11 protein-coding genes are annotated in these 12,388 nt (G+C 54.4%); 4 read left to right on the top strand and 7 right to left on the bottom strand.

The genetic code is table 11. The features are described from left to right. Window positions 1-45: 45 nt before the first annotated feature. Window positions 46-468, bottom strand: coding sequence for a response regulator (locus tag ASD8599_RS18050; protein WP_108829827.1), 423 nt, complete (start codon window positions 466-468; stop codon window positions 46-48). A 167-nt stretch (window positions 469-635) separates the two neighbouring features. On the opposite strand from ASD8599_RS18050, the gene rarD reads away from it, so the two are divergent. Next, window positions 636-1,550, top strand: a complete 915-nt coding sequence (rarD, locus tag ASD8599_RS18045; protein ID WP_108829826.1) for an EamA family transporter RarD — start codon at window positions 636-638, stop codon at window positions 1,548-1,550. A gap of 58 nt (window positions 1,551-1,608) precedes the next feature. Next, entirely contained in the window at window positions 1,609-2,259 is a 651-nt protein-coding gene (locus ASD8599_RS18040; RefSeq protein WP_108830266.1) for an RluA family pseudouridine synthase, read from the top strand. A gap of 9 nt (window positions 2,260-2,268) precedes the next feature. On the opposite strand, the gene ASD8599_RS18035 is transcribed toward ASD8599_RS18040, so the two are convergent. The 4 genes from ASD8599_RS18035 to ASD8599_RS18020 all read right to left on the bottom strand — a co-directional run bounded on the left by ASD8599_RS18035 (window position 2,269) and on the right by ASD8599_RS18020 (window position 7,056). Continuing rightward, window positions 2,269-3,111: an alpha-1,2-fucosyltransferase gene (locus ASD8599_RS18035; RefSeq protein WP_108829825.1), complete on the bottom strand. Its 843-nt coding sequence runs from the start codon at window positions 3,109-3,111 to the stop codon at window positions 2,269-2,271. A gap of 79 nt (window positions 3,112-3,190) precedes the next feature. Next, entirely contained in the window at window positions 3,191-4,630 is a 1,440-nt protein-coding gene (locus ASD8599_RS18030; RefSeq protein ID WP_108829824.1) for an aldehyde dehydrogenase family protein, read from the bottom strand. Window positions 4,631-4,861: 231 nt separating this feature from the next. Continuing rightward, entirely contained in the window at window positions 4,862-5,560 is a 699-nt protein-coding gene (locus ASD8599_RS18025) for a glycosyltransferase family 25 protein (protein WP_108829823.1), read from the bottom strand. Window positions 5,561-5,601: 41 nt separating this feature from the next. Continuing rightward, window positions 5,602-7,056, bottom strand: a complete 1,455-nt coding sequence (locus tag ASD8599_RS18020; RefSeq protein ID WP_108829822.1) for a M20/M25/M40 family metallo-hydrolase — start codon at window positions 7,054-7,056, stop codon at window positions 5,602-5,604. A 184-nt stretch (window positions 7,057-7,240) separates the two neighbouring features. On the opposite strand from ASD8599_RS18020, the gene ASD8599_RS18015 reads away from it, so the two are divergent. Continuing rightward, complete coding sequence (locus tag ASD8599_RS18015) at window positions 7,241-8,245, top strand: hypothetical protein (RefSeq protein ID WP_108830265.1); 1,005 nt, start codon at window positions 7,241-7,243, stop codon at window positions 8,243-8,245. Between the two features lie 84 nt (window positions 8,246-8,329). Here ASD8599_RS18015 and pnp read toward each other — a convergent pair whose 3' ends face one another. Next, the gene (gene pnp / locus ASD8599_RS18010) at window positions 8,330-10,471 is read right to left on the bottom strand and encodes a polyribonucleotide nucleotidyltransferase (RefSeq protein ID WP_108829821.1); all 2,142 of its coding nucleotides are present in this window, start codon (window positions 10,469-10,471) and stop codon (window positions 8,330-8,332) included. A 185-nt stretch (window positions 10,472-10,656) separates the two neighbouring features. Here pnp and ASD8599_RS18005 point away from each other — a divergent pair, with 185 nt between their 5' ends. Further along, window positions 10,657-11,169, top strand: coding sequence for a GNAT family N-acetyltransferase (locus tag ASD8599_RS18005; RefSeq protein WP_108829820.1), 513 nt, complete (start codon window positions 10,657-10,659; stop codon window positions 11,167-11,169). Window positions 11,170-11,179: 10 nt separating this feature from the next. Here ASD8599_RS18005 and ASD8599_RS18000 read toward each other — a convergent pair whose 3' ends face one another. Next, window positions 11,180-12,325, bottom strand: a complete 1,146-nt coding sequence (locus ASD8599_RS18000) for a hypothetical protein (protein WP_108829819.1) — start codon at window positions 12,323-12,325, stop codon at window positions 11,180-11,182. Window positions 12,326-12,388: the final 63 nt, after the last annotated feature.

Raw genomic sequence — 12,388 nt, 5'->3', positions numbered from 1 at the left:
TTGCTGCCTTATTTTTGTCCCGAGTTCAGCAGGTGGAGCGCACTGCTAGTTCAGATGGACCGCTTTTGTGGTGATGGGATCATCTGTGACGGTACTGATCAACGTGTCTATATCATCATGAAGCGTTTGCAGATCGTTTGGTTTCGCCAAGTAGCCGGTAAACCCCGCACCCGCACAACGTTCCGCATCACACCATGTGGCGTCACCGGTTAAGGCAATAATCGGGACACGGCGTAGCGGGTTTCCTGCCATCGCGCGAATGCGCCCGGTGGCCTCCGACCCAAGCATGTCGGTCATGTGCACATCCATCAAAATAAGATCATAGTTGAACAGGTTGGATTCAATCACCTCAAGGCATTCGGGGCCATCGACACAAAACGTAAATTCGGCATCAAGCGCAACAAGCGTTTTGATCATCATTCGTCTGAAAAAGGCGTCGTCATCAACGACAAGTATATTTTTTCTCATGCCAAACCTTCTGTAAAATCGCTAGTATCTATTACGAGGCACCTCTCAAGATTGCATGAAATGCCCCTAGGTAAGCAAAGGAATTGAATTTAAAATCTAAGCTAACATGAATCCATTTGTGGTCGCCTATGGACACTGCGCGTTTCGCTGGTACGGATAAGGCTTCAATGAAGGAGACTGCCGTGCCAGACGCTAAAAGACCTTCGTCCGGGGATACGCTTGTCGGATTTGGCTTTGCGTTGGGCGCCTATGTCATGTGGGGATTTTTACCTCTTTACATGAAGTTGGTGTCACATGTGCCGCCGGCGGAAGTCGTCGCACATCGCGTCATCTGGTCCTTGCCGATTGCAGGGGCTTTGCTTGTCCTGCTGGGCCGAACCCGCGACGTGCGTGCTGCTATTTTTAGCCCGCGTACCCTGGCCATGGGGTGTGTGTCTGCTGCGCTGATCACCGTCAATTGGGGGCTTTATGTCTGGGCGATTGCAACGGATCGGGCTTTGGATGCCGCCCTTGGGTACTACATCAACCCGCTTTTTAGCGTCGCGTTGGGGGCTATATTACTGGGCGAACGTCTGACACGGGCACAAATTGTTGCGGTGGGGTTGGCCGCTGCCGCCGTGTCCTATCTGGCGTATCAGAACGGTGCTGTCCCTTGGGTTGCTATTGGATTGACGGTGTCATGGGGGTTTTATGCGTTGTGCAAAAAACAACTGCCTATTGGTCCAAATCAGGGCTTTCTGCTAGAGGTGCTGATCTTGATCGTGCCCGCTTTGGGGTATGTCATATGGCTGGCCACACAAGGCAACAGCCATTTTACTTTCACAGCGAAGCCGGACACGTGGTTGCTGATGGGATGTGGTGTGGTAACGGCGGTTCCGCTGCTGTTTTATGCGAACGGAGCCAAGGGTTTGCGCCTGACGACCATCGCTATCATGCAGTACATTGCACCCACCATGATTGCGCTTTGTGCTGTTGTGGTCTTTAAGGAAGACTTCGGCACGGCACGCATGATCGCGTTTCCCATGATCTGGGCTGCCCTGCTGATTTATTCCGTGTCCATGTTTCGCCAGATGCGCCGCTGATTGGACCGGACGGCGTGGTGGGTTGAAAACCCACCTTACATCTGAAACATCCAACACCATGCAAACTGAATACAATCCGCCCGATGGACCGTTGGTCATTCTGCACGAAGACGCTGACATCGTCGTTGTCGACAAGCCTGCGGGCCTATTGTCTGTGCCAGGTCGGGGCGCACATTTGGCGGACTGTCTGATCACACGCTTGCAGGTTGCGTTCCCCGATGCCTTATTGGTGCACCGTTTGGACAGGGACACCTCCGGCGTTATGGTATTTGGGCTGACGCCGCATGCGCAGCGCGTTTTGTCCGTGCAGTTTCAAGACCGCAAAACAAAGAAGACCTACGTCGCACGGGTGCATGGGATGCCCTCCGCGAAAAGCGGAACAGTTGATTTGCCATTGATTGTGGATTGGCCAAACCGGCCGTTGCAAATGGTCTGTCATGAGACCGGCAAACCGTCTGTCACCGATTGGCGTGTGCTAAAAACGGAAAACGACACAGCGCGTGTGCGATTGACGCCTTTGACGGGGCGGACCCATCAGTTGCGTGTGCATATGCTTGCCTTGGGGCATCCGATTCTAGGTGATCCGTTCTATGCTCATGGGGCTGTGCGCGACAATTATCCGCGCATGATGCTGCATGCGGAAGAGTTACGTTTCAATCATCCTCAAACGGGCCATTCAATGAAAGTACGGGCAAAGGCGCCTTTCTGACGACTGCCCTTACGCTTTGATCTGCAACCAGCCTTTGGGCAAAATGTCCGGGTTGTTCAGCTTGGGGTCGCTGAACCAGTCCTTTGGTCCCGCGACGCGTTTGTCCGGGTTGCGGTTCAGCCAAGCGCCCCACCAACTGAAAGACGAATTGGCAAGAACGTTGTGTTGGCACAATGACATCAGGCGGAGGTCTTCGTAATCGGTGTCGGGGCCGTTGAAATCCACGACGACCTTTTCAAAAGGCAACGGCAAGTTGTCTTTGGCCCAGTCCGGATCATCAGAGAAGACGTAAACTGTGGGCGCATCGATGCCTTGTGCGACCTTTGCCAAGGCTGCTTCGTAGTAGGCTTGGTCGCAAAGACCATGTGCGCCGACAGTCAGATAATCCCCCCGTCGGACGTGTAGAGATATAGACGGGCCAGACGCAATTCGGGCGGCCATGTCGGCGTTCTGTGGGCTCATGGCATGGCGTGGTACGAAAGCTGCGCGGATGTCCTTCGCGATAGGGGCGAAATACTGTTCCGCCTGCCAATAGCCGTGCAGATATGTGTTGTCGGGTAGGGTTTCAAAAGTGGCGTTGTAGCCAAGGCCCCGTTCACGGTAAATTTTTGGATTTTGCCCGAAGGCGCGCCACGCGAAATACGCAAGGGGGCGGAGATGTTGGGAAGGGGGGAGATGTTGGGGAGTGCTCCAGTCCACATCGAACACGCGGGTCAGAACGCCTTCGCCTTTGTGCTCGGCGCGGCGTGTGTCGATGGAAAATGGGACATCAAGCCGTGCAGCCAAGGCACGGGCAGCCGCGTATTGGAACATTTGATTGCCCAAGCGGCCATGCAATCGCGCGTAGATCATCCATCACTCCGGTGAATTATGGGGGTGTGTCAGGGACAGGGGGTAAGGTGCACTTAAGTGCACCTTACGAGGCTGAGGGTCACTCAGCGGCCCAACCGGATACGGCTTTGACCTCAAGGAAGTCTTCCAACCCCCAAACGCCGCCTTCGCGCCCGTTGCCCGATTGCTTCATCCCGCCAAAGGGGGATCCCGCAGCACGTGATGTGCCGTTCATTTCCACCATGCCGGACCGCAATTGCGTGGCCAACCGATTGGCGCGGTTGCTGTCTTGTGTTTGCACATAGTTTGTCAGCCCGTAGGGCGTGTCGTTGGCGATTTGCACCGCTTCCTCTTCGGTGTCGAAGGGGATGATCGACAACACGGGCCCAAAGATTTCTTCGCGCGCGATCGTCATGTCGTTGTTCACGTCTGCGAATACTGTTGGACGCACGTAAAAGCCGCGGTTCATTCCGTCGGGGCGACCTGGACCACCCGCGACCAGTTTCGCGCCTTCTTCGATGCCCTTTTCGATCAACGCCTGGATTTTGCCCCATTGGACTTCGTTCACGACGGGACCGATGTGGCGCCCTTCTTCTGACGCAGGGCCGACGGTGACTTTCTCTGCCACAGCGGCGGCTTCTTCAACGGCTTGATCGTAGATGCCGCGCTGCACAAGCATACGGCTGGGCGCGTTACACGACTGGCCTGTGTTGTTCATCATGTGCAAGACACCGCGCTTGACGGCTTTTTCATCCGCATCGTCAAAGATCAGGTTTGCGCCTTTGCCGCCCAGTTCCAAGTGCACACGTTTCAGCGTGTCTGCTGCGTTCTTGGAGATGGCTGTGCCTGCGCGTGTAGAGCCTGTGAAGCTGACCATGTCGACGTCCTGGTGTCCGGACAGGGCCGTTCCCACGCCTGCGCCATCGCCTTGGATCATGTTGTAAACGCCTGCAGGGAAACCAGCTTCGTGCATCATTTCTGTGAAGATGACTGCGTTCAGCGGGCTTTCTTCGGATGGTTTCAATACCATCGTGCACCCTGCAATCGCCGCAGCCCCGACTTTCAGCGTGACTTGGTTCATCGGCCAGTTCCATGGCGTGATGAGGGCGGCGACACCGACAGGTTCGTAAATGATCCGGTCGCCGGGCGCGTGGTCACCCAAAGGACGATTGAATTCAAAGTTTTTGGCGGCTTTGATGAAATTTTGCAGATGCCATGATCCTGCGCCTGCTTGCGAGGTTTTAGACATTGAAATCGGTGCGCCCATCTCGAGGCTCATGGCTTCGCCCAGCTCTTCTGCGCGTTCTGCATAGATGTCACAGAGTTTGGACACCATTGCGATCCGTTCTTCAACAGGTGTCGCCATCCACGCCGGAAAGGCAGCTTTTGCTGCCGCCACCGCAGCATCGGCATCGGCCTGCGTGCCTAAAGTGATTGTGGCGCATGGTTCTTCGGTTGAGGGGTTAATCACGTGATGATCTTTACCGCCCTGGCTTTCGACCCATTCTCCGTTGATGTAAAAGGCGCGTTTTTCCAACATTGATTGTCTCCCAAAATCTGTGTTTGCCTCGGGGTGAGGCCGCTTGGCATACACTGTCGCACCTTGCCCAAACGGGGGCAAGTCATTGCACAGGGTGTTTGTGGCGTCATGGCGCTGAGTCAGGCACCTTTCAATCGTTGCAGCGTTGGCAAGGGTTTTCTTGCTTTAGGGGCTCTGCCCCCGCCCGTGCCGGGCGCCCCCGAAGTATTTGCCGCGAAAGGAAGACGTATTTCAGGCTTCTTGCGGCTTTGATCCGACCAGCCATCGGTACCATTTCCGTTTGATTTCGCGAGACAGCTTCTGTCCCGTTATTGTTTTCTTTTGGATCGTTGAGCCGCCCAGTTCCTGCGTCAATTCCTTGACCCCATTGGGGAAGATCGTGTGGATTTTTTGCCCATGCACCCAGTGCATTTGCAACAACGTGTCCACAGGCCGGTCCAATTCCTCTGTTGCTTTTAATAGCGCTTTGGCTGCGTTTTTTCCCACAACCTGACACACGGTTTGCAGCCCTATTGTCTTTGGCACGAACAATCGCGCTACGCCGTTTGTGTCGATGTTTTTGATGGATTTATCACGCGCTTTGGCTGGTAATCTGATAAAGCTATTCGCATTGGCATGTTGCGCCACAAGCCCCATGGCTTGCTTCCAAATGGCGTGGTCGATGCTGAGGTCATCCTCGCAGATCAGCGCATATTCCACATCTTGATCTACAATCCACTGCCAGCATTTACGGTGACTTCGTGTGCATCCGATTTCCCCTTTGTTCATGGCAAAAGGATAATTTGGCGTGTGAAGATCACCGGGTCGCGTCACGCATTCTTCCCCGCTTTCCGCATCTACAACACGTGCATCAGGTAACGTTTGGCAGAGTGTTTCTACATTTGCCTTGCGGGCATGGGCGGTGGCCATATGGATGATCAAAGACTGCATAATGCAGCCATACTGTTTTCTGCAATGCGCAGCAATTGTCTCTATTGTTTACTAAGAAGTGCACCGTAAAAATTAATGCCGTGTTTCAGGTTTTCGAGCGACAAGCGTTCATCGATACCGTGAAACCGTGCGATGTCGTCTGATGTCACCAAAAACGGGTTGATGCGATAGGCAGCATCAGCAGCTCTTGCGTAGTACCGTGCATCTGTGGCTGCTATTGTGAGGCCCGAAACAGAAGCAATCGGGCCGAATACGGATAGGATAGAAGTTTCGATATCGCCGTAACCCGGGTTGTCGAGGCTGGCCACAGGCGATGCGGGGCTGGCCTGTGCGATGTCTGATTGAATTTCAATTTCTGCATCATCAATTGTTGATTTCACATAGTCCAAGACACCTTCAGGCGTGTCGCGCGGGTGCAGTCGGAAGTTGATTGTGGCTGTTGCTTCGGCGGGCAGGACGTTTTCCTTGTTGGACCCAGACAGCATCGTAGGTGCGGTTGTGGTGCGTAACATCGCGTTTGTGGAGGCCGCCCCTGACAGCACCCCTTCCAGCACGGGCTTGAACAACCAAGTGTTGGCAAACAGCACCTTTTTCTCAACCGAAAAATGCCGCCCCAACCCGTCGAAGAACTCTGCCGAGACGCCGTCTAGCCCGCCTGGTACAGGCGCCATTTGCAGGCGGTCCACGGCACGTGCAATTCGCCCTACGGCCGTCATGCGCGGCGGCAATGCGGAATGCCCACCGGGTGATGTCGCCACCAGTTTTACCGTTAAATAGCCTTTTTCAGCCAAATTAATGCTGGCCACAGGCACATCGAGGCCGGGGATAATATCATCAAGCACAAAGGACCCCTCATCCAGTGCCCACTCCAATTGTATGTTTTGGTCTTGCAGATGTGCTGCCACGGCTTGGGCGCCTTTGCCCCCGACTTCTTCGTCGCCGCCAAAGCTAAGATAAACAGTGCGTTCTGGTTGAAAACCGGTGCCTATCAGGTGTTCGGTGGCAGACATCAAGGCGATCACCGCCCCTTTGTCGTCCAACGTACCGCGGCCCCAGACAAAGCCATCCGCAATGGTGCCTGCAAAGGGGGGGTAGGTCCAGCGGTCCAACGATCCTGTGGCCACGGGCACAACGTCGTAATGTGCGGCCAATAGAACGGGCTCTAGGTCGGGGTTGGTTCCTTCCCACTTGAACAGCGGCGTGTTGGCAAAAAGGACCTCGCGGTCAAGGGCCTGATGCACCTTGGGATAAGACGTTTCCAGAAAGTTCACGAACTGTGGAAATGCAGGAGTGAAGATGTTGGTTGATACAGTTTCGATCTTCAACGCATCGGACAGGATTTGCGCCGCAGCATCCGTGTCGGCGCCCAGATCAAAGGATGCAACGTCTTGCGGCGTATCGGGCGTGAAGCGGTAGGTGTTGAACGCAAGAACCGCGACAAGGGCTGCAAATAGCAAAGCAAGTCCACCTGCGATACGTTTGACTGTTTTCCACATCTGTCGTCTCCTTCTTGTCGGGATACTGTGCCCCGCTTTGCTAAAGCGGTCTAGCAAGGACGTCGCGGAAGGCAGCACCCGCATGACCGATATCGACACAAATAGGCCCGAAAATGTCGGGAAACCGCTTGGGAATGGCACAGGCTTGGTGAACACTTGCGCATCAACACAGGAGATTTCGTGCATGACACAAACAGCCCTTGCCAAACCACTCGACTTTCCGACCGGGCGTCCGCACGGGTTTGCGCCCTTGGAAAACGAGCCGCAGTTTGATGCGCAGCGTCACCTCCAGATCGAAATGCCTGACGAAATCCTCCCGCTGAGTGCTTTGGGGTATTCGGACGCAGAAATTGCCGAATGTCCGACGCCATTCGGGGTAACATCTATCTTTCGTGTGCTCAGCGATGAAGGGGCTGCATGCTTGTTGGACGTGGCGCGTCAACTTGAGCAGTTCACGACAAGCAACGCGCGGATTGCGCGAAATGTACGTGGTGCTGTGTACCGGTCAAAGTTTTTGCGTGATCTGTGTCAGTCCCCCGAATTGACCGCCGCCATTTCCAAGATTTGCGGAACGCCTTTGCTGCCGCACACCTTGCCGCACCAACTGGGCCATCTGAACTACAATCCGCTAGAGGTTGGTGAAAATGTAGACAAGTGGCATGTCGACACGTTGCGCATTGATTTTGTGATGTTCGTCACAGATCCGAAGTCCGTCGAAGGGGGCGAGTTTCAGTATTACAAAGGCACCAAGGCAGAGGTGGCCGCGCTGAAGGCAGACGGCAAGCCGTTGGACCCCGAAAAGATCGTATCGCCTGCTATGCCCGGACCGGGCTATGCGGTGGTTCAACAAGGCAACATGGTTGTGCACCGCGCCAAAGGGCTGACGGCCCCGGGTGAGCGGATCACGATGGTCAACGGCTATGTGCCGCAGGATATTGAATTTCCGGATTTCTCTCGGTTCGACCAGCTGTATCTGGTGGATCCCAAAGACGTGGCGGCCAGCGAATACACACGGCATATGAAATGGATGGCGCGCGAACGCATTGATGCGCAACTGGAAGGGTTCGAGTTTTCCGAGGACACAGCAAAAATGGCTGAGGAGTTTGAATCCCTGTCTGCCTTGATGTTGGAGACGGCCAAGGAATTACGCAATGCAGGCACAGCCACAGTTGAGCATTTCGGGGATTAATTGCGTCGCAAGCTGTATTGGCAAAATGCAAAAAGCCCCGGCGTTTCCACCGGGGCTTTAAAAAATCAGCGATAGATAACGACCTTAGTCCTCTTTCGCTTCTTTCTTCTCTTCTTTCACTTCTTCGCCGGTTTCCTGATCGACCACTTTCATGGACAAACGGACCTTGCCGCGATCGTCAAAGCCCAGCAGTTTGACTTTCACTTCCTGGCCCTCTTTGAGGACGTCGGATGGGTGGTTCAAACGGCGGTTTTCGATTTGGGACACGTGCACCAGACCGTCACGCTTGCCGAAGAAGTTCACGAATGCACCGAAGTCGACGATTTTGACGACTGTACCGGTGTAAACCATGCCTTCTTCCGGCTCTGCCACGATCGAGTGGATCATGTCGTAGGCCTTCTTGATCGAGTCACCGTTTGGCGATGCGATCTTAATGATGCCTTCGTCGTTGATGTCGACTTTGGCGCCCGACACTTCAACGATTTCACGGATCACTTTACCACCCGAGCCGATCACTTCACGGATTTTGTCCGTTGGGATCTGCATGGTCTCGATGCGTGGCGCGTGCTCTGAGAACTCGGCTGCACCTGTCAGTGCTTTGTTCATCTCGCCCAGGATGTGCATGCGGCCTGCTTTCGCCTGCTCAAGTGCTTTTTCCATGATCTCTGGCGTGATGCCTGCGATCTTGATGTCCATCTGCAATGACGTGATGCCGTTTTCGGTACCTGCCACTTTGAAGTCCATGTCGCCAAGGTGATCTTCGTCGCCCAAGATGTCGGACAGAATGGCGTATTCGCCGTTGTCTTCCATGATCAAGCCCATGGCCACACCGGCAACCGCAGATTTCAACGGCACACCCGCGTCCATCATGGACAAGGAGCCACCGCAAACGGACGCCATGGAGGACGAGCCGTTGGATTCTGTGATTTCAGACACAACACGTACTGTGTAAGGGAAGTCCGTCGCCGCTGGCAGAACCGCCTGCAACGCGCGCCATGCCAGTTTGCCGTGACCGATTTCACGACGACCGGGAGGGCCCACGCGACCCGCTTCACCAACCGAATAGGGAGGGAAGTTATAGTGCAGCAGGAAGTTGGATTTGAAGTTGCCGTGCAACGCGTCGATGAACTGCTCGTCGTCGCCGGTGCCCAATGTGGTCACAACCAAACCTTGCGTTTCACCACGTGTGAACAAGGCAGAGCCGTGCGTACGTGGCAACATGCCGGTTTCGCAAACGATGTCGCGGATTTCATCCGTCGCACGACCGTCGATGCGCTTGCCTGTTTTCACGATGTCACCGCGCAGGATGGAGGCCTCAAGGCCTTTCATCGCGGAACCAAGGTTCGCGTCGCCTTGCTGCTCTTCGGTCAACGCTTCCAGGATCGCAGCGCGGGCTGCTGCAACAGCTGTTGTGCGTTCTTGTTTGTCGCCAATTGCGAAGGCTGCTCGCATGTCTTTTTCGCCAGCAGCCGCAACGGCAGCAGACAAGTCAGAGTAGTCAGCAGGCGTGAAGTCAAACGGTTCTTTCGCGGCGGATTCGGCCAGATCAACAATCAGGTCGATCACAGGCTGGAATGAATCATGGGCAAATTTCACCGCACCCAGCATTTCTGCCTCGGACAGTTCGTAGGCTTCGGATTCAACCATCATCACGGCGTCTTTTGTACCCGCAACAACCAGATCAAGGCGCTGTTCTGGCTTCAGGCGCAGGTCCTGCATGTCGTCGACTTCTGGGTTCAGGATGTATTCACCATCCTCAAAACCAACGCGTGCACAGGCGATTGGGCCCATGAATGGCGCACCAGAGATCGTCAAAGCAGCAGAGGCCGCGATCATCGCAACCATGTCAGGCTCGTTGACCAGATCGTGGGACAGAACAGTACACATCACCAGAACTTCGTTTTTGAAGCCGGGGACAAACAAAGGACGCAATGGGCGGTCGATCAGACGGGCCGTCAGCGTTTCTTTTTCAGATGGGCGCGCTTCGCGCTTGAAGAAGCCACCCGGTACTTTACCGGCGGCGTAGTATCTCTCTTGGTAGTGCACAGTCAGAGGAAAGAAATCCTGACCCGGCTTTTGCTTTTTGGCAAAAGTGACGTTGGCCATAACGGAGGTCTCGCCCAATGTGGCGATGACAGAACCGTCGGCCTGACGCGCGACTTTGCCTGTTTCCAGTGTCAGCGTTTCTTCGCCCCACTGGATGGATTTTGTTGTAACGTTAAACATCTAAGTTTCCTTGTTGGCCCATTGGCCTTTGCATAGGGGCCGTATTGCCCCTGACCCTTCGTATCTTATATCTCGGGCGCTAGAGTCCGGACGCCGGATAGCGGGCGCATACAGGAGAATCCGTGCTTTGGGAAGAGAACAGTGTTAGGGCCTGTTGTCACACAGGTAAGACAACGGGGGATGCTATGAAAATTGACTGGACAATCGCGACGACACGTTTGATTTTGACACCCTTCCGGCCCGCCCATGAAGATGCGCTGTTTGCCATGAATTCCGACCCGCAGGTCATGCGTTACCTTGGACCGGAACAAAGCCGTGACGACGTTCGGGCGTCAATCGCGCGCCAAAAAGAACGGTGGGCCAAACACGGGTTTGGGTGGTGGAGCGTTTTCTTGAAAGACACCGATACCCAGATCGGGGCCGCCTGTTTGCAGCATTTGGCCCATGATGAGGCGAACCCGCTTGAAATCGGTTGGCGTTTGATGCCGCAGTTTCATGGCAAAGGCTACGCGACAGAAGCCGGGCAGGCTGCGATGGACTTTGGGTTCGGGGCGGCCGGGCAAGATTACATCTGTGCCGTTGCAGATGTTCCGAATGAAGCGTCGCAAAACGTCATGAAACGTCTTGGCATGCGCTATGTCGGGGTGCGCGAATATTATGATCAGGATTGCGCCTACTTCGAGACCTGCAAGACCTGAACCTGTTGGGCTAAAGCATATAAATCGTGCTGAACGCGAGCGCCCACAACAGGATCGGCCAAAAGCTGACCTTGGCCACAAAGTTGTCACCCCAATGCAGTGCCCCGTTGTGTTCCAGACGTTTCAACGAAAACAGGTAGCCGTTCAGCGCCACCAACAAGATCATACCGTACAGCGTCAGATAGAAGTATTCGATGTAGACAAGCCCCGATCCGGGAAACAAGGATCGCACCTGAATGTGACTAAGCAGCACCAAAAAGAACAAGCCCGAACACGTGCCTAAAACACCCGTTGTATTGAACCCGAAACGCTCTGCCTGATCTCGATTTCCTGAAACGGTCATGAGCGTCGAAAACAAAAGCAAGCTGATAACCAAAAGCGGCACCAGATTGATGATGAAAGCGTTGATGAATTTGCGTTCGGCAGACAGGTTAAAGAAGAATTCGCTGTGCACGACGTCTTTGTCTTTTTTATTAAGCCCGAAATTCGTGTCGTAGGGAATGCTTGCATAACTAAAAAATGTACGCTCAATCGACCATTCACCCTGCACCAGATCGCCATCCAAGCCAAAGACATCGCCGCGCGTGTCAGAATAGCTGTCGAAATCAGGCACAAACTGAACCGCATCACGGTGATCGACGTTAGCCGGCCAAAGCCGCAACCAAATCGTCAAATGGTCCAACGGATAACGCACATAGTTAAAGGATTGCCGCACAGTGACGTCAAAGTATGACCCGACCAGATCATGGGGTACGCCGTCTACCAAAACCTCGTCGCGGTAGCGTTCCTCAATAACGGTTTCCTCTGAAGCGACTTCTTCGGGAATGTCGAAGCTGCGGGTGAATGGAAAATCCTTTGGGAACTTCTGCCAAATATAGCCCGTCAGGTTCACATCAGTCGAAGACACGAAAGCCACAGATTGTACAAAGACTCCGGTGGGTACACGGTAGCGGGCGGCTGACGCCTGCGCCTTCGTTGCCCCTGTGGCCACGTCTTTAGCAATATGGCGTTCCAAGGCGGTGGCATCGACAATGGTATGCATGTTGTCGGGCAAAATGTGGGTGGTTTGGGACCACGTCCATATGATGGTCAGAACAGCCAAAGCAGACAGCAGAATAGACAACGCAATCAGGCTTCGTGCGGTGGCGCGGCGCATAAGGCATCCTTGTCAAAAAATGGGGCGGTCTAAAATCAACTTAAAATACACCGCGCACTATGG

The organism is Ascidiaceihabitans donghaensis, from assembly GCF_900302465.1.
GTDB lineage: Bacteria > Pseudomonadota > Alphaproteobacteria > Rhodobacterales > Rhodobacteraceae > Ascidiaceihabitans > Ascidiaceihabitans donghaensis.
Note: the sequence above shows the minus strand (reverse complement) of the source record. Positions and strands in the feature narration are given on the sequence as shown.

Coding starts and splice junctions, on each gene's coding strand:
- ASD8599_RS18025 (WP_108829823.1), bottom strand. CDS start 5,560: ATGCAGTCTTTGATCATCCATATGGCCACCGCCCATGCCCGCAAGGCA.
- ASD8599_RS18000 (WP_108829819.1), bottom strand. CDS start 12,325: ATGCGCCGCGCCACCGCACGAAGCCTGATTGCGTTGTCTATTCTGCTG.
- ASD8599_RS18040 (WP_108830266.1), top strand. CDS start 1,609: ATGCAAACTGAATACAATCCGCCCGATGGACCGTTGGTCATTCTGCAC.
- rarD (WP_108829826.1), top strand. CDS start 636: ATGAAGGAGACTGCCGTGCCAGACGCTAAAAGACCTTCGTCCGGGGAT.
- ASD8599_RS18035 (WP_108829825.1), bottom strand. CDS start 3,111: ATGATCTACGCGCGATTGCATGGCCGCTTGGGCAATCAAATGTTCCAA.
- ASD8599_RS18005 (WP_108829820.1), top strand. CDS start 10,657: ATGAAAATTGACTGGACAATCGCGACGACACGTTTGATTTTGACACCC.
- pnp (WP_108829821.1), bottom strand. CDS start 10,471: ATGTTTAACGTTACAACAAAATCCATCCAGTGGGGCGAAGAAACGCTG.
- ASD8599_RS18020 (WP_108829822.1), bottom strand. CDS start 7,056: ATGTGGAAAACAGTCAAACGTATCGCAGGTGGACTTGCTTTGCTATTT.
- ASD8599_RS18030 (WP_108829824.1), bottom strand. CDS start 4,630: ATGTTGGAAAAACGCGCCTTTTACATCAACGGAGAATGGGTCGAAAGC.
- ASD8599_RS18050 (WP_108829827.1), bottom strand. CDS start 468: ATGAGAAAAAATATACTTGTCGTTGATGACGACGCCTTTTTCAGACGA.
- ASD8599_RS18015 (WP_108830265.1), top strand. CDS start 7,241: ATGACACAAACAGCCCTTGCCAAACCACTCGACTTTCCGACCGGGCGT.